Source organism: Desulfoplanes sp. PS50, assembly GCF_053851535.1.
Genome location: NZ_JBSPZA010000016.1, coordinates 15,435 through 30,945 on the forward strand (window position 1 = coordinate 15,435; position 15,511 = coordinate 30,945).

A 15,511-nucleotide genomic window follows, 5' to 3' on the forward strand; every position below is an offset into this window, starting at 1 on the left:
TCCGGTAAGTAACCAGGCAGAAAACGGAGGCGTCCCTTGAGCACGATACAGACCGTCACAGAAACCCTGATCCGCCTGGCCAAGCAGGCCATCCATCCGGACACCGTGCTGGTGTTCCCGGATGACCTGTTCGAGGTCCAGCGCACCCCCAGCGTCATCCTCCAGGGGCCGAAGCTGGCGGAAGACCGTTTCCGCCGCAGCCAGAGCCGCCTATTCGAGAAGAATGTTGCGGAGCTGACTTTCGAGGAGTGCCGGTTTCCCAGGCTCTATCACCTCGATTTCGACCTGGTGGTGACCGTGGACCGGGAGGCCGAACTGCTTGGTTTTCACGAATCGGTGTCGCGGTTCCTCCAGCTTTACCCGGAGATCGCCATCGCCGACCAGGGCAGCCTGAACCTTACCGAACTGGTTCCTCTGGGCGGTCTGGCCCGGGTGAACCTCTCCAACCTCCGGCAAAGCTCCGGACGCATCCGCATCGAATCCTGCCCGGTGTACGACGGCGACCTGCACGACGGTCGGCTGATCCGGGACCGGACCTTCCAGTTTCATGTCGCACATCCCTGTGCTCCACCCCTTCGGGGCGACCTGCGGTCGTGCCAACCGGCTGTCCTGCCGGTTGGTCACGGCGACGTGACAGAGCAACGAACCATTCAACCGTAAAGGAGAACAACCGTGATCGAGATCAGAAACCTGCAGTTCCAACCCCTGACGTTCAACCTCTCCGGCCAGGGAACCCTTCACCTCGGGCCGCGAGAACGCAAGAGCATCGCCCGCAAGGACCTCTCCGCCGAGATCAAGACCGCCGGAAAACGCGGCCTGGTGCGCATCACCGACCTGACCGGCGGCGCGGAACCGGAACCGGAAAAGCCCACGGCAACCGAGGACGCCGCAGCCGATGAGGCCAAGACCACCAGCAAGCGGAGGAAATAACCATGCCGACCTATCTATCGCCCGGGATTTACACCCGGGAAACGGACTTCAGTTTCTATGTGAAGCAGATCTCGACCTCGTCGGCTGCCATGGTCGGAGTGGCCGAGAAAGGCCCGATCAACAAGCCCGTGCTGGTGACGAGCTGGGAACAGTTTATCAACCGTTTCGGCTCCTATATCAACGAAAGCTATCTGGCCTACGCCGCACGGGCGTTTTTCGACAACGGCGGGGCGGTCCTCTACGTCACCCGCATCGCCCATCTCACCGACTCCACCGACCGGGACACCCTGACGGCGCTCAAATCTTCCATCGTGCTGCAGAACCGGGAGGCGACGCCCGCCGACGCCCTGCGGATCGAGGCCGTGAACGAAGGCGTCTGGGGCGACCGACTCTCCATCTCCATCGAGGACGGTTCTCTCGATCCGGCCAACCATTTCAACCTGGTGGTCCGGCACAAAGGCGATGTGGTCGAGGTGTTCAAGGATCTGAGCATGGACGAGACGCTGCCGAACCATGTGGAGCTGGCGATCAACGACCGCTCGGATTTCATCTTGGTCCAGGATCTGGCCGCAGCAATGGGAACGCCCAGCGACCGTCCGGCATTGGGCGTGTTCACGCTCAGCGGCGGCGACAATGGTCTGACCGATCTGGCCGATGCGGACTTCATCGGCGATCCCTCGCAGCATACCGGCCTCTATGGCTTTGACGAGATCGACGCCCTGAACCTGCTGATGGTCCCCGGCGTCACGACGGTGCCGGTGATCAACGCCGGAATCGCCTATGCCGAGGGGCGCAAGGATCTGCTGTTCATCGCCGACACGCCCATGCACCTGGAGCCGCTCGAAGCGGTAGATTTCCGCAAGGGACAAGGGATGTACAGCCACGCGGCCTTCAACTCCTCCTACGCGGCGCTCTACTACCCCTGGCTGGAGATCAGCGATCCGGTCAACTCGCGCAAGAAGCTGGTGCCGCCCTGCGGCGCGGTGGCGGGATGCATCGCCCGCAGCGACCAGAAGACCAACGTCTGGAACGCGCCCGCCGGTATCGACCGTGGCCGCATCTTCAACACGCTCTCCCTGGCCTACAAGACCAGCCGTGGCGAGCGCGATGTGCTCTATCCGGAAGGGGTCAACGTCATCGCCGTGTTCCCCGACACCGGCATCAACATCTGGGGCCAGAAGACGCTGCAAAGCCAGCCCTCGGCCGTGGACCGCATCAACGTGCGCCGTCTGATGATGTTCATGGAGGAAGCCATCTCGGAATCCTCCCGCTTCGTGGTGTTCGAGCCGAATCATCCCCAGACCTGGCGTGCCCTCGGCCGCCTGATCAATCCCTTCCTGCAGGACATCAAGGACAAGGGTGGCCTCTACGACTTCGCCTTCCAGTGCGACGAGGAGACCAATACCCCGGCGGTCATCGACCGCAACGAAATGGTGGCCCGCGTGTTCGTCAAGCCGACCAAGACGGCGGAGTTCATTGAGCTGAACTTCATCCTGACCGCTACCTCTGCGGACTTCAAAGAAATCATCTAACGGGAGAACACGGCTATGAGAAGCGGAAATATGCCCAAGAGCCTTTACCAGAACTGGCAGTTCGCCATCGAGGTAAACGGCTTCGACGTGGCCCTGTTCCACAAGGGACAGGAGCCCAAAACAGAATTCGAGGAAGTGGCCTTTGCCCCGGCCGGTTCGATGTTCGACCAGAAGGTGGCGGGGCGGGTCAAGTTCGAGGACATCACCCTCGAGAAAGGCAACCTGCAGGACGGCTCCGACGAGGCGGCACGCGAATGGATCAAGAAACAGGTGGACGTGAACGCCGTCACCGGCGGCCTTCCGGCCGACTACATGCGCGACATCGACGTTGTCCGCTACGACCGCACCGGCAACGAGACCCGCCGCTGGACCCTGCATGGGGCCTGGGTGAAGGCGCTCGAATACGACGAGCTCGAGGGCGGCAACACCGAGAACACCATCGAGAAGCTCACCATCTGCTTCCAATACTGGACCTAAACCGGAGGATCGACCATGTACAGCTTTGAACTGCCAAGCGGCACTGAACTCGAGCTCCGGGAAATGACCGGGGCTGAGGAAGAACTACTCACCAACCAGCGCCTGATCCGCTCCGGAGAGGCGATCAACCAGGTGCTCCGCAACTGTTTCGTCCGGCTGGACGAGAAGACCGCCCCCGATCTTTCCGAGGTGATGAACCTGCTCTCGGGTGACCGGCTGTTCGCCCTGGTCCGCCTGCGCCAGATTTCCCTTGGGGACGAGGTGGAGCTGGAGCTGAGCTGTCCGAACAGCGCCTGCCGCATGACCAACTTCGTGACCGTCAATCTCGAGGATCTCAAGGTCACCCCCTACGGCGAGGAGCGCGAGTTCGCCTTCAAGCTGCCCGGCTCGAAGAAAGCCGTCCGCTTCGGATATCTCGACGGCCACAAGGAAAAGCGCCTGGCCAGCCTGCGCGAGCCCAACATCAGTTCGGCCATGCTCATCCGCATCCTCGACATCGACGGCAAGGCTCCCTCCAAGAAGAGCCTGGCGGAAATGTCGATGCGCGACCGCAACGCACTGCGGCAGGAGATGTCGCGGGTCGACGCGGGAATCGACACCTCGGTCGAAACCGAATGCGATGGCTGCGGCACCAAGATCCGAACCCGTCTGGAGGCAGAACCGGCTTTTTTGTTCCCCGGAGTTCGCTTGTAAGCGACGCATTCTTTCTCGCTTACGGCGGACTGCACTGGGGCTGGTCGGAAACCCGCTCGCTGCCGCTCAGGGTCCGGCGTCAGTTCGTCGAGGCCCTCGAGCGGCAGCTTGATTTTGAACGTGAGCAAACGGAACGGCGATAGATGAACGGCGATCTCGGACTGGGCATAGTGGTATCGATGAAGGATGCGTTCTCGCAGAACGCGCAGCGCATCCGTGGCTCCATGATGGACCTCGATTCCACCGTGGCGGATGCCAGCGAGCGGATGACCCGCAACCTGGATCGCATCCAGCAAGGCACCATGATGCTGGGGGCGGGACTGGCTCTGATGGCGGTGCCCGCCGCCCTGGTCGCTTCCACCGCCGCGACCCAGAAGGCCTTGGGCGAGCTGGCGTCCCTTGGCGTGCAGGACCTCCGGGCCATCGAGGACGCCGCAGAATCCTTCACCAACCAGTGGTCCGGCGCTGACAAGGCGGCGTTCATCACCGCCACCTACGACGTGAAATCGGCCCTGTCCAACCTCAGCGACGAGGCGGTGGGCGTCTTCACCTCCATGGCAGCCATGACGGCCAAGGCGACCAAGGCCACCACCCAGGAAATGGTCGGCACCTTCACCACGGCCTACGGGATCTTCAAGCCCATCATGGCAGACATGAACGACATGGAATGGGCGACCGCCTTTTCCGGAGCCATGGCGCAGACCGTGGCCTCGTTCAAGACCAACGGCACCCAGATGGCCGACGCCATCAAGAACATCGGCGCGGTGGCGGCCGCGAGCAACATTCCGCTGAATGAGCAGCTCGCCGTGCTCGGCCAGCTCCAGACCACCATGCCCGGCTCCGAGGCGGGCACGCTGTACAAGACGTTCATCATGAAGGCGGCCGAGGCCGGTGACGAGCTGGGCCTGTCCTTCACCGACACCAGCGGACGTCTCAAGGGCGTGGTTCCCATTCTGCAGGAGATCAAACGCCAGTTCCCCGATCTCTCCAACGCCGCCGCCCAGGTGAAGCTGAAGAAGGCCTTCGGTTCCGACGAGGCGGTCAAGTTCCTGCTGCAGATGTCGGCGGGCATGGGGAGCCTCGAAGGCAATATCCAGTCGGTGGGCCGGGCCATGAAGACCGGCACGGCGGTCACCGAACAGATGGCCGACGCCATGAACCAGGACATCGGAGCCCGGTTCCTGCTCCTGCGCCAGCAGGTGGCCAACCTCAGCGAAATCCTGGGACGCACTCTGCTACCGGTGGTGACGCCGGTGATCAACGGCGTCTCCCGCTTCATTCTGTTCCTGCAACGCATGGCCAAATCGATGCCGGGCGTGACCCGGGTTGTCCTGGGACTGTCCATGGCCCTCGGCACCATTCTGGTCGTAGCCGGAGCCGTCACCGCCGCCGTAGGCATGGTGGGACTCATGCTGCCCGCCATCAAGGCCGGATTCGTGGCCATCAGCGCCGCGCTCGCCGGAGTGGGTTCGGCGGTCGCGACCTATTTTCTGCCCGTCACCGCGATTATCGCTGGCGTGATCCTCTCGGTGTATTTGCTAAAACGCGCCTGGGAAACCAATTTCGGCGGCATCCAGGATGTCATCACCGGGGCCTGGAACAAGGTCTCGCTGGTCTTCCGGGGGATCAGGGAGCTGGTGGGCTCGCTCAGCGGCGGCGTCGGGCAGATGTCGGCCGAACTGGCCCATAAGCTCGAATCCGCCGGACTGCTGGGCTTCGTGGTCACCGTCTTCAAAGCCTATTATCGCGTTCGCGAAGCCTTGGCCGGATTGTGGGGCGCTTTTTCCCATGCCTTTGGCCGCATCCGCGCCATCCTCGAACCGACCGTCCGCACCCTGATGAGCGCCTATGCGGCGCTGGCCAGCGCGGTCTTTTCGGTGGTGGAGATCTTCGGCGTGGCCGCCAGCGCCACCGATGGGTCGTCCTGGCGCACCTTCGGCACGGTTATCGGCACCGTCGCCGGTGTGCTTCTGCAGGGGTTGGCATTCGCGCTGAAGATCGTGGCCTGGAACCTGTCGCTCATCGTCCGAGCCCTGGCGGTGGTGGTGCGCAGCGTGGTCTGGGTCGGCAAGATCATCGTCGGGTCTCTAGTCGGAGCGGCCAAGTTCATCTACAAGTTCCTGTTGCCCGTGCGCATGATCGGCGAGGCCTTCATGGCCACCGGGAAGATTGTCTATGCGGTCTGGCAGGTGCTGACCGGTGACATTTCCCTGCTGGACGGTCTCAAGGTCATCGGCGGCGCGGTCTACGATTTTCTCGCCACCCCGTTCCGGTGGGCGCGGGATGTGGTGGTCGGTGTCTGGAATTTCATTTCCGGGATCTTCACCTCCATCGGACGCCTGGTGGCCGACGCCGCCGGACAGATCGGCCAGGCGATTCTCAATCTGCCGATCATCAGCACCCTGCGGGATCTGTTTGCCACCGTGCGCTCCTTCTTCGCCGGGGACACCACCTTCTTTGAGGCGGGCAAGAAGCTACTGATCACCCTTGGCGAAGGGATCTGGTCGGCGGTGACCTATCCCTTCACCATGCTCAAGAACGCCTTGGGCAAGCTGCGCAATCTGCTGCCGTTCTCCGATGCCCGCGAGGGACCACTCGCCAGCCTGACCGCCTCCGGTTCCGCGCTGCTCAAGACCCTCGCCGACGGCATGAGCCTTACCCAGTCGCTGCCCGCGAAAGTGTTCGGCTTCGCCGCTCGCGGGATTCTCTCGGCCGCTGCGGGAGCGTGGCAGCAGGTCAAAACGGCGGGCGGAAACCTCATGGACGCCGCCTCGGCTCCTTTCCGGATGGCCGGAAAACTCTGGGACGGTCTGACCTCCGGCGCACAAACCGTCGCGGCCAAGGCCGGTGCCATCTTCGAAGGTCTCAAACAATCCCTGTTTGGCGGCACGCCTGAGCTGGCGATCACGCCGCCCCAGGTCAATGCCTGGGACGCGCTGGCCACGGGAGCCGTCACTGTTCGCGACCGGATCGTTGCCACGCTGTCTGCCGTCCCCGGGGCTGTGGGCCGAATCTTTGCCAGTGCCGGTACCGAGGGTCAATCTCTCTGGCAGAGGCTTTCCAGTGGCGCGAGCGCGGGCATTCAGGCGATCAAGGATCGCAGCGCCGGGATCGCCAATGGTTTGCTCTCCTCCGCTCGCGCCATGCTGGGAGTCCAGACCCCGGTCCCGCAGGTGGCCGAGCAGAAACAACCGCTCGGAGCTGCGCCGCCCGCCGAATCGATTGGGCAACGCATCATCGAAAGCGTGCTCAGTCTCGTGCCGCGTCTGGACGAACGCCTGGTGCCCAAGGCCCTGAGCGCCATGCTGATGCTCCAGCCAGTCATGGCCACGGCCGCGCCACCCCCACAACCGATGAGCGGCACCGTGCAGACCGTCGCGGCGGCCGTCGAGCCGGTAAGTAAGAGCTACATCCAGCCGTTTGCGGTGGAACCGGCACCGGAAATCGGAAGTGCCTCTCCCGCTCCGGCCGGGATCGAGCGGCCCAAGACGGCCGCGCCGACTCCGATAGCGAAGCCCCTGCAATCCGGACTGACCGAGACGGTGCCTTCCGAACGCTTGATCGCTCCGGCCCGCACCGCTCCCGCGACACCCCTGCGGGCAGAGGACGCCGGTCCGGGTCTGCGCGAGCTTCTGGAATCGCTGCTCTCGCGCCTCGATGGCCTGGCCGACCGCCCGGTGGAACTGAGCGTGACCACCAACATCGATGGCCGGAAGGTGGCCGAGGCCGTCTACAAGGATCTTCGGGAGCGGAAGATCAGAAACTACGAAACCCTGTGAGAGGACCGATGAAACGCATCTTTGTCTGCAGCCCGTTCGCGGGTGACATAGCCCGAAACGTGAAGGTCGCCGAGGCGCTTTGCCGACGGGTCATGAGAAACGGTCACGCGCCGTTCGCGCCGCACCTGTTGTATCCAACCTTCACCGATGACAGCGTTCCCGAGCAGCGGGAGACTGGCATCGCCTGCGGCCTGGCCTACATGGAATGTTGCGACGAGGTGTGGGCGTTCACCGGCAACGGCATTTCCAGCGGCATGCGGCTGGAACTCGACCGGGCCGGACAACTGGGCAAGCCGATCATCGAGATCGCCTAGGTGTAAGGAATGGCCTGGGATCAACAGCCCATCAAGGGATATCTGGTGGACGCCGACACGGGGGAGCGGCTCGAATTCCAGTACAACCCCAACTCCATCAGCGACGAGAAGTCGACCGACTACGCGACGATCAAAATCCCCGGCATGAGCCATCCGCGCTACCAGTACGTCGCCGGGGAACCGCGCCGGATCGCCTTCAAGGTCGAGCTGTTCAAGGGGCCGGTGAAGCAGAAGGTCGACTGGCTCCGCTCGCTGCAATATCCGGAACACGCCGGAACCATGCTCAAGAACGCGCCGCATCGTGTGCTACTGATTTTCGGCGATCTCTACCCGGGCGTGACCTGCATCGTCCGGCAGGTGAAGGCGCGTTTCTTCGGCCTGTTCGACCGGGACAATCTGCTGCCGCAACGGGCCGAGGTGGACATCGTCCTCGAGGAATATGTGGACCGTTCCATCAACTGGTCGGAGGTGCGCTCATGATCGGCCGCGATTCCCGATACGCCCGCTGCGTTCTCTACCGGGACAGCGACGGCACCTCCCTCGGCATGCGCCAGCGCATCGACACCACCCCCAGACACGACGACCGCCTGCACACCGTGGTCGAGGGCGACCGCCTGGATCTGCTCGCGCACCGCTATCTGGGTGACGCCAGGCTCTGGTGGATCATCTGCGACTACAACGACCTCTTTTTCCCGTTGGCGCTCGAGCCGGGTCTGGCGCTGCGCATTCCCTCCCGCGAACACGTCCAGATGCGCCTGCTCGACTGAAGCGTCCGACACCTCGCCATGCCTTCCGGTAAGTAAGCAGGGAACTGCGAACTACCGGAGAGACGCATGGATCTGGATACCTTCAAGCCGACATTTCTGATTCAGATCGAGGGGCAAGACCTCTCGAAGGACATCACCCAGGAGATCACCTCGTTCGTTTTCACCGACAACGAGGAGGAGTTGGATGTCCTCGAACTGTCGGTGACCGACCGCAACCTGCAGTTCGTCGACGATCCGCTGTTCCAGGAAGGCAACGAGATCGTGGCCCGCTTCGGCTACGTGGGGAACCTCTCTCCGCGCAAGAAAGCGGTCATCAAGGACATCGATTACGACTTCCCGGAAAACGGCGATCCGACCATCCGCATCAAGGCCTACGACAAGGGCTTCAAACTCGCGGGCAAGGAAAACCAGAAGGTCTGGCAAAAACCTGCTCCCGGCATCCTCTATTCGGAAATCGCCGAACAAGTCGCCGCCGCCAACGGCCTCACGCCGGTGGTCACGGCCACCAAGGGGACCCATCTCCGCGTCACCCAGAGCAACATCTCGGACGCCCAGTTCCTCAAGGAGCTGGCGGAAAAGGCCCGCGACCGCGATGGCGACGGCGTCAGCGGCTATGTCTTCTACATCCAGGACGACGAACTCCATTTCCATCCCCGCGAACTCGACCAAACGCCGCTGCTGACCCTCGAATATTTCACCGACACCAAGGGCCTGCTGCGCTCGTTCCGCCCCAGCACCCAATCCCAGGGAGCCAAGGGCGCGGGTGTCGAGACCAAGACGGTCGGCGTCGACCCGCGCAAGAAGGACGTAGTCGAGCACAAGGCCAACAACGCCACCATGCCCGAGCGGACGGCCCTGGGCAAGCAGACCTATCTGGTCGACGGCAACACCGGCGAAGGCAGCTTCAAGGAACAGGAGACGGGGCAGATCGTGCCCTGCTTCGACCGTTCCGAAGGCTTTCACGAAGAGCCGCGCCAGGAGCCCGCCCAGGACAGCGCCGAAGGCAAGTTCCGCGAGGCCGAGCTGCGCCAGGTCGAGGCGGACGCCGCCACCATTGGCATTCCCCAGCTACGCGCCAAGAAAAACGTCGAGATCAAGGGCGTGGGCCAGAAGTTTTCCGGCATCTACTACTGCCACTCGGTGCGCCACAGCATCAGCAGCGCAGGCTATCTCTGCGAACTCAAACTCAAGAAGAACGCCCTCGGCAAGGGCGCGGGCGACAAGTCCGCCGAGTCCCAGGGCAAACCCAACGACAAGGAGGCCCCGCCCACGCCGCAAAACGAGCCGCCAGCCATGGTGACCATCGACGCGGACTCCGGCGCGGTCACACAAGGAGGCGGCAATGGGTGATCTCAGCAAGAATTTCAACCGTTCGGAATTCGCCTGCAAGGGCAAAAACTGCTGCGGCCATTCGGCTGCGGTCCATCCCGACCTGGTCGACGCCCTGCAGACCCTGCGCGACCGCATCGGCAAACCGCTGTCCATCACCAGCGGCTTTCGCTGCAACCGACACAACAAGGCGGTGGGCGGCGCGGAACAGAGTTTCCACACGCTGGGCATGGCGGCCGACGTGAGCTGTCCCGCTGGCGTTTCGCCTGAAGCACTGGCGGTCATCGCCGAGGAGATCCCTCTCTTCCGCGAGGGCGGCATCGGGGTCTACGCCTCCTGGGTTCATCTCGACGTGCGCCAGTCGGGCAAGGCGAGGTGGCGGTCATGAGCGCCCAAACCAAGACCCTGTTTTCCGGCACCGCGCTGGGTCTCTCCGGACCGCTTCGGGTGGAGATCCTGCCCAATGGAATGACCGCGAGGCTGACCCAGCCGTTCCGTGTCCGCACCGGCGCTGGCCGCATCATCGAAGTGCCCGCCGGGTTCGAGACCGACTTCGCCTCGGTGCCGCGCCTGTTCTGGCGCGTGGTGCCGCCCTGGGGACGATATTCCCCGGCGGCCGTCGTTCACGACTATCTCTACCACACCGGCAAGGTCTCGCGGCTTGCTGCCGACCGCCTCTTTCTCGAACTGATGGCGGCCCTGGGCGTGCCTCTGTGGAAAAGGCAGGTCATGTATTGGGCGGTTCGTCTGGGCGGCTGGCTGGCCTGGGACGCCAGTCGAAAGCGGGAGGCGGAGCATGCTTGAAACCCGCGACCGTCAATCCGAGGAACGCTACCGCAACCGCTGGTACGGCAAGTACCGGGCCTTCGTGCGCGACAACAACGACCCCGAACGCCTTGGCCGGGTCCGTCTGGAAATCCCAGCCGTGCTCGGTAGCGGACGGGAGAACTGGTCCGAATGGGCCGCGCCCTGTTTCCTCTACGGCGGCAACGACGACACCGGCATGTTCCTGATCCCCGAGGAAGGTGCCTCGGTCTGGGCCGAGTTCGAGGGCGGCGTCGTCCAGTATCCGATCTGGACCGGGGTCTGGCTGGCCAAGAGCAATCCCGGCGAACAGCCCGAGGAATCCAAGCGCACCTGCGCCAACGCCTTCTGCCATGACTGCGAGGACAAGGTCGAGCATCAGGCCAACCGGCATGACGATCTCGAACACAAGAAGTACCACGGCCATCCGCCGTATTACTGCCCGCGCCTGAAGGTCCTGCTCAAGACCGAAACCGGCCATACCATCCTGGCCGATGACCGCGACGGCGACGAGCTGCTGCGGATCATCGACCGCGCCGGGCAGATCCTCACCATGGAAGGGAAGGTGAAGCCGGAGATGCAGAGCGGCAACGCCCTGCGGCGAGGCACGAAGGACGCCGAGAAAGGCGACCAGCTCGACATCGCCTCGCAGATCGTCGGCTCCCGCGCCCGCATCCAGCTCACCGACCTCTGCCGCCAGCAGGTGATCCTCGAAGCCTGGCAGGACAAGGAGAAGGTCCACATCCTCTCGTGCGACAAGGGCCGCTCCCGCTGGCAGAAGATCCTCATCGACACCACCAAGGGCCGGGAGAAGGTTCACATCTGGGGGCTCAACGGCACTCAGGAAATCCTGGTCGATTCCACCGCCGCCGCCGAACAGATACGGCTCACAGACAAGGCCGGTCAGGTGGTGCGCATGAACGCCGCGCCCGGCCAGGAGAGCATCAGCGCCACCGATAAGTCCGGCAGCCTCGTGTTCATGGATGGGGTGGCCGGAAACATCATCATTCGCTCGACGAACACCGTCTTGATCAACACCTGAAGGAAGCATCGCATGGGAGAAAGAACAACAACGCCCTCCGGACTCTCGGCCAGCGAGGAATTGCTGGCCCGGACCTTCGATCATTGGCGGGAGGAATTCCGCAGCATCCTCGAAAACCACCGCCGGGAAATCCAGGACCGACTCGAGAAGATCGAGCGTGAAATCGAGAAGAAATCGGACAAGGAAAACGTCGAGGTACTGGTCCGCTCGATCTATTCCGATCTGCACCGGCACGCCGAGGAGATCGACCGGCTGCACGCCCGGGTCGGCTCCAAGATGGGGACCGAGACCATGTGGAAGATCGTCGGCCTGGTGCTGACCATCGGCAGCACCATCGGCGGACTCGTCGGCTTTCTGATCCATCTGCTGCTGAAGGTAAACCCATGAGCTCCCAGGCGCGACTCGGCGACATCAGCAGTCACGGCGGCGTCATCATCACCGGAGCGAGCCGGACGCTGGACAACGGCATGCCGGTGGCCCGCATGGGGGATCTGCACGTCTGTCCCATCCCGGGGCATGGCGTGACGCCCATCGTGACCGGCAGCTTCGATACCATCACCGAAGGATTGCCCAACGCCCGCATCGGCGACATCACCGCCTGCGGAGCCATCATCGTCACCGGCAGTCCCGACACCATCGACAACTGAGGAGGCCGCCATGAACACTCTCGAACAGCCGCAGGAACCGCACTACTGGGATGTCTTCCCGAAGCTGATCCGCGTCTCGCGATCCCCATTCGTCCAGCGCATTCCGCTCTCGATCCGTGGCCTACCCGAAACACCGGTGTTCGAATCGTCCAATCCCGACGTGGCCAGTGTCGATGAAGACGGCAATGTCGAATGCGGCTTCGTTCCCGGAGCGGCCATGATTCTGGTCTGGGATTCGCCCGAGCGGCTCAGCCTGCGGCACGTTCAGGTCGAGGTCTATGGCGGCGGCGTCTCCGCACCGGTGGAGGTCCCTTCATGACGGATGCCCCGCCAACCTTTTGCCACTGGGAGGTACAGCCTCGCTCCATCCGCCTCTCCGCTGGCGAGTTCGAGCAACGGATTCCGCTCTCACTGCGCGGCGACGTGGACGCCCCGGTCTTTGCCACCAGCAATCCGGAGGTCGCGGAGATCGGGCCGGACGGTGTCATTCGCTGCGGCTGGACCATCGGCAACGCCGTGCTCATGGTCTGGCGATCCTCGGCCCGGGACAGCCTTCGCCATGTTCTGCTGGAGGTCCGCGATCCGTCCTGGTTCGCCGACCACCCGGACTTTGCCAGCGGAGCCACGGTCTTCCTCAGCGGCATGGTGGTCAACGCCCTCAACACCAGCGGCGTCGGCAACGCGCTGATCGAATTCCGCCGCTCGGAAACCGGCCCGACGGCGTTCCAGACCTTCGCCAACGCCTATGGCGGGTTCGAGCTGTCCGTACCTGAAGGGTTCTATTACATAGAGGTCACCGCGCCGGGATACATCGCCTGGCATGGCTGGGTGAATGCCGACCCCAACACATCCGGCGACATCCAGATCGTTCTCTCGCCCGAACTCGACGGCCAGGTCGCCCGCATCGTGTTGCAGTGGGGCCTGAACCCCCGGGATCTCGATTCCCATCTCACCGGACCGACGCCATCCGGCGGCAGGTTCCATGTGTTCTATTCCCACACCATCGAAAACGAGGCGGCGGAATTGGACGTGGACGACACCAGTTCCTACGGGCCGGAGACCATCACCATCCATCGGCTCATCCCCGGTGTCTACCGCTACGCAGTCCACGACTACACCAACCGCAACGCCAATCCGAGCACCGGCCTGGCGCAGTCCGGAGCATCGGTGAAGGTGTTCTTGAGCGATGGCCGTGAGCAGACCTTCAACGTTCCCAACGCCCCCGGCACGGTCTGGACCGTGTTCGAAATCGACGGCGCGGCCGGAACAGTGACGGCGGTCAACGCCATGAGCTATCAATCCCAACCCGCCAATGTCGGCATGTAATGGAGGTTATCCATGATTTCCGAAGAACCCTCCGAATTGCAGGCCACTATCGAGCAGACCGATTCCGGCGAACAGCAGTATGTTTTACGGGCGCTCTGCGATCACCTGTCCGGCATCCGTGAAGAGCTTTCCGGCATCCGCACGCTGCTGGAAGCCGGTCACGCCGCTTCGGAGGCGATGCGCGGCCAGGCCCAGGCCTATCTGGAGGCCCAGCAGGCCAGGACCCAGGAGTACCTGGACCAGGTTCAGATCGAGCCGGAGCCCGATTTCTATCCCTTCGTCGAACTGCCTGTGGGCACCGAACCCCGGGATCTGCCGGACGGCAACCGGCTCTTCACCTTGCCCGACGGCATGATCCTGCGGACCACTGACGACCAGCGAATCTGCGTCATCGACGCCGGGGAGCAGCAGGTCGTCACCCCCGGACCCGGCACGGCCGTCGAGGTCGCCCCGGGACGCCTTTACACCCTGGTCGAGTCCTATCTGAGCGCGACCCGGGAGGCAGCCGGTATCAGCGGACTGCCCGCCGGGATCGATCCGACCGCCATGGGCGCGGAACGCTTCGCGGTGGATCTGCCCGAGGGCATCCGTCTCGACGTCGATCACCGGGAGCGGTTCATCACCCTGATCAACCCGGCCGGACCAATCGACATCATCGGCATCGGCCGCATCGAGGGCATCGGCGAGACCATCACCGTTCGTCTGCTTTCCGGGGGAGCCAAGGGATTCCAGTGCGGCAAGTCCGGCCACGGCGGGCTGATCGAGGCGGACGGAACCATTCACCTGGGGCTCAAGAGCGGCCTGGATCTGGTGATCCGTTTCCAGGGAGAAGCTATCGACGACGACACTTCGGAAAGCGGCTGCTCGGGACAGTGCGGCATCGACTGCGAGGAGCGTACCTGATGAGCTATGACTTTCTCGGCAAGGGATTGCGCTACCCGTTCCGGTTTCAGTCGGTATCCGGCGGCACCCAGATCTCGGCCGCCACCTCGCGGGAGCACGAACATATCCGCGAAAGCATCCTGCAGATCCTCGGCACCCGGATCGGCGAACGGTTCATGAATCCGGAGTTCGGCTCCAGGCTGAAGGATCTGGTGTTCGAACAGAACGACGAGGTGCTCAAGGGTCTGCTGCGCCATTACGTGATCGACGCCATCAAGCGCTGGGAAAAGCGGGTGATCATCACGGAGGTGCGCTTCGACGACCGGCCGCTGAACATCGACTGCAACCTGCTGCTGGTGCATATCGCCTACCGGGTGATCCAGAGCCAGGTGGACGGCAACCTGGTCTATCCCTTCTACAGAGAAGACCCGAACCATCCCGCGCCCAGCTATCCCCAGCCGGAGCCCGAGCCGGAACCGCAGCCGGTGCGCAGCGTGCGCCTGTCGCCGGACGTGCGCTCGCTGTTCAATCTGCTCTGGTTCGACGCAGCCGAGATGAGCCCCGATCCGGACGATTCCTTCATCTGGCCAGCCGGGGAATACGAAGTCGCCTACATCGAGGGAGCCTATCAGGATCGCAACGGCAAATGGATCGTTAGCGATCCGGGTGACAATCACGGCCATTACCTGGTCTTCAAGGGAGCACCTGAAACGGAAACGCCCCAGAGCGAGCATTCCCTCTATCTGGCTGCGAGCGGTCTGGGCTTCGACACCCAGAGCCAGGCGGAAGACAACGCCGCTGGCACCGTTCACCGGATCACCACGTCGGAGTCTGGTCGCATCGGCCTGTTCTATTTCGAGGGCAAGAAGGAATCCCACTACCTCAACAACACCTCCGGGCAGCCCAATCCCGTCTGGCAACTGCGCGGCCCGCTCTGAGGCATCCCGCCTCCGACACATCCAGGCCCCTTCCGGTAAGTAACCGGCGTG

General features: G+C 63.4%; 18 protein-coding genes and 1 pseudogene. All 19 read left to right on the top strand.

Annotation, left to right across the window (positions count from 1 at the left end):
- Positions 1-36 precede the first annotated feature (36 nt).
- The 19 genes and pseudogenes from ACTVJH_RS08560 to ACTVJH_RS08650 all read left to right on the top strand — a co-directional run bounded on the left by ACTVJH_RS08560 (position 37) and on the right by ACTVJH_RS08650 (position 15,460).
- Positions 37-660: a hypothetical protein gene (locus tag ACTVJH_RS08560; protein ID WP_455989439.1), complete on the top strand. Its 624-nt coding sequence runs from the start codon at positions 37-39 to the stop codon at positions 658-660.
- A 12-nt stretch (positions 661-672) separates the two neighbouring features.
- Positions 673-930, top strand: coding sequence for a hypothetical protein (locus tag ACTVJH_RS08565; RefSeq protein WP_011366975.1), 258 nt, complete (start codon positions 673-675; stop codon positions 928-930).
- Positions 931-932: 2 nt separating this feature from the next.
- Entirely contained in the window at positions 933-2,462 is a 1,530-nt protein-coding gene (locus ACTVJH_RS08570) for a phage tail sheath C-terminal domain-containing protein (protein ID WP_455989441.1), read from the top strand.
- Between the two features lie 30 nt (positions 2,463-2,492).
- Positions 2,493-2,939: a phage tail protein gene (locus tag ACTVJH_RS08575; RefSeq protein WP_225940361.1), complete on the top strand. Its 447-nt coding sequence runs from the start codon at positions 2,493-2,495 to the stop codon at positions 2,937-2,939.
- A gap of 15 nt (positions 2,940-2,954) precedes the next feature.
- Entirely contained in the window at positions 2,955-3,632 is a 678-nt protein-coding gene (locus tag ACTVJH_RS08580; protein WP_455989443.1) for a T4 family baseplate hub assembly chaperone, read from the top strand.
- Between the two features lie 329 nt (positions 3,633-3,961).
- A pseudogene (locus tag ACTVJH_RS08585) lies at positions 3,962-4,975 on the top strand (phage tail tape measure protein); the annotation flags it as partial.
- A gap of 2,444 nt (positions 4,976-7,419) precedes the next feature.
- A complete protein-coding gene (locus ACTVJH_RS08590; protein WP_022661713.1) occupies positions 7,420-7,725 on the top strand; it encodes a DUF7768 domain-containing protein in 306 nt (101 codons plus the stop codon).
- Positions 7,726-7,734: 9 nt separating this feature from the next.
- Positions 7,735-8,205 carry a CIS tube protein gene (locus ACTVJH_RS08595; protein ID WP_011366981.1) on the top strand — a complete coding sequence of 157 codons (471 nt, stop codon included), beginning with the start codon at positions 7,735-7,737 and terminating at the stop codon, positions 8,203-8,205.
- A complete protein-coding gene (locus ACTVJH_RS08600) occupies positions 8,202-8,492 on the top strand; it encodes a LysM peptidoglycan-binding domain-containing protein (protein WP_022661714.1) in 291 nt (96 codons plus the stop codon). Before ACTVJH_RS08595 ends, ACTVJH_RS08600 begins: the two co-directional genes overlap by 4 nt.
- 66 nt (positions 8,493-8,558) lie before the next feature.
- Positions 8,559-9,842, top strand: a complete 1,284-nt coding sequence (locus ACTVJH_RS08605) for a phage late control D family protein (RefSeq protein ID WP_455989446.1) — start codon at positions 8,559-8,561, stop codon at positions 9,840-9,842.
- On the top strand, positions 9,835-10,209 hold the full coding sequence (locus ACTVJH_RS08610) for a YcbK family protein (protein ID WP_015721235.1): 375 nt from the start codon (positions 9,835-9,837) through the stop codon (positions 10,207-10,209). The genes ACTVJH_RS08605 and ACTVJH_RS08610 overlap by 8 nt, the downstream gene beginning before the upstream one ends.
- On the top strand, positions 10,206-10,625 hold the full coding sequence (locus tag ACTVJH_RS08615) for a DUF1353 domain-containing protein (protein WP_133039028.1): 420 nt from the start codon (positions 10,206-10,208) through the stop codon (positions 10,623-10,625). The genes ACTVJH_RS08610 and ACTVJH_RS08615 overlap by 4 nt, the downstream gene beginning before the upstream one ends.
- Positions 10,618-11,667, top strand: a complete 1,050-nt coding sequence (locus ACTVJH_RS08620) for a phage baseplate assembly protein V (protein WP_144234512.1) — start codon at positions 10,618-10,620, stop codon at positions 11,665-11,667. Before ACTVJH_RS08615 ends, ACTVJH_RS08620 begins: the two co-directional genes overlap by 8 nt.
- A gap of 12 nt (positions 11,668-11,679) precedes the next feature.
- Entirely contained in the window at positions 11,680-12,054 is a 375-nt protein-coding gene (locus tag ACTVJH_RS08625; RefSeq protein ID WP_011700612.1) for a hypothetical protein, read from the top strand.
- Positions 12,051-12,314, top strand: coding sequence for a PAAR domain-containing protein (locus ACTVJH_RS08630; protein WP_011366988.1), 264 nt, complete (start codon positions 12,051-12,053; stop codon positions 12,312-12,314). Before ACTVJH_RS08625 ends, ACTVJH_RS08630 begins: the two co-directional genes overlap by 4 nt.
- A 10-nt stretch (positions 12,315-12,324) precedes the next feature.
- Complete coding sequence (locus ACTVJH_RS08635; RefSeq protein ID WP_022661719.1) at positions 12,325-12,633, top strand: hypothetical protein; 309 nt, start codon at positions 12,325-12,327, stop codon at positions 12,631-12,633.
- A complete protein-coding gene (locus ACTVJH_RS08640; RefSeq protein WP_144234511.1) occupies positions 12,630-13,640 on the top strand; it encodes a YfaP family protein in 1,011 nt (336 codons plus the stop codon). The genes ACTVJH_RS08635 and ACTVJH_RS08640 overlap by 4 nt, the downstream gene beginning before the upstream one ends.
- Before the next feature lie 12 nt (positions 13,641-13,652).
- A complete protein-coding gene (locus tag ACTVJH_RS08645) occupies positions 13,653-14,543 on the top strand; it encodes a hypothetical protein (RefSeq protein ID WP_022661721.1) in 891 nt (296 codons plus the stop codon).
- Positions 14,543-15,460 carry a GPW/gp25 family protein gene (locus ACTVJH_RS08650; RefSeq protein ID WP_455989449.1) on the top strand — a complete coding sequence of 306 codons (918 nt, stop codon included), beginning with the start codon at positions 14,543-14,545 and terminating at the stop codon, positions 15,458-15,460. Before ACTVJH_RS08645 ends, ACTVJH_RS08650 begins: the two co-directional genes overlap by 1 nt.
- Positions 15,461-15,511 lie beyond the last annotated feature (51 nt).

Excerpts from the sequence above, each read along its gene's own strand:
- ACTVJH_RS08570 (WP_455989441.1), top strand. The coding sequence starts at position 933 with ATGCCGACCTATCTATCGCCCGGGATTTACACCCGGGAAACGGACTTC.
- ACTVJH_RS08575 (WP_225940361.1), top strand. The coding sequence starts at position 2,493 with ATGCCCAAGAGCCTTTACCAGAACTGGCAGTTCGCCATCGAGGTAAAC.
- ACTVJH_RS08580 (WP_455989443.1), top strand. The coding sequence starts at position 2,955 with ATGTACAGCTTTGAACTGCCAAGCGGCACTGAACTCGAGCTCCGGGAA.
- ACTVJH_RS08590 (WP_022661713.1), top strand. The coding sequence starts at position 7,420 with ATGAAACGCATCTTTGTCTGCAGCCCGTTCGCGGGTGACATAGCCCGA.
- ACTVJH_RS08595 (WP_011366981.1), top strand. The coding sequence starts at position 7,735 with ATGGCCTGGGATCAACAGCCCATCAAGGGATATCTGGTGGACGCCGAC.
- ACTVJH_RS08600 (WP_022661714.1), top strand. The coding sequence starts at position 8,202 with ATGATCGGCCGCGATTCCCGATACGCCCGCTGCGTTCTCTACCGGGAC.
- ACTVJH_RS08605 (WP_455989446.1), top strand. The coding sequence starts at position 8,559 with ATGGATCTGGATACCTTCAAGCCGACATTTCTGATTCAGATCGAGGGG.
- ACTVJH_RS08610 (WP_015721235.1), top strand. The coding sequence starts at position 9,835 with ATGGGTGATCTCAGCAAGAATTTCAACCGTTCGGAATTCGCCTGCAAG.
- ACTVJH_RS08615 (WP_133039028.1), top strand. The coding sequence starts at position 10,206 with ATGAGCGCCCAAACCAAGACCCTGTTTTCCGGCACCGCGCTGGGTCTC.
- ACTVJH_RS08620 (WP_144234512.1), top strand. The coding sequence starts at position 10,618 with ATGCTTGAAACCCGCGACCGTCAATCCGAGGAACGCTACCGCAACCGC.
- ACTVJH_RS08625 (WP_011700612.1), top strand. The coding sequence starts at position 11,680 with ATGGGAGAAAGAACAACAACGCCCTCCGGACTCTCGGCCAGCGAGGAA.
- ACTVJH_RS08630 (WP_011366988.1), top strand. The coding sequence starts at position 12,051 with ATGAGCTCCCAGGCGCGACTCGGCGACATCAGCAGTCACGGCGGCGTC.
- ACTVJH_RS08635 (WP_022661719.1), top strand. The coding sequence starts at position 12,325 with ATGAACACTCTCGAACAGCCGCAGGAACCGCACTACTGGGATGTCTTC.
- ACTVJH_RS08640 (WP_144234511.1), top strand. The coding sequence starts at position 12,630 with ATGACGGATGCCCCGCCAACCTTTTGCCACTGGGAGGTACAGCCTCGC.
- ACTVJH_RS08645 (WP_022661721.1), top strand. The coding sequence starts at position 13,653 with ATGATTTCCGAAGAACCCTCCGAATTGCAGGCCACTATCGAGCAGACC.
- ACTVJH_RS08650 (WP_455989449.1), top strand. The coding sequence starts at position 14,543 with ATGAGCTATGACTTTCTCGGCAAGGGATTGCGCTACCCGTTCCGGTTT.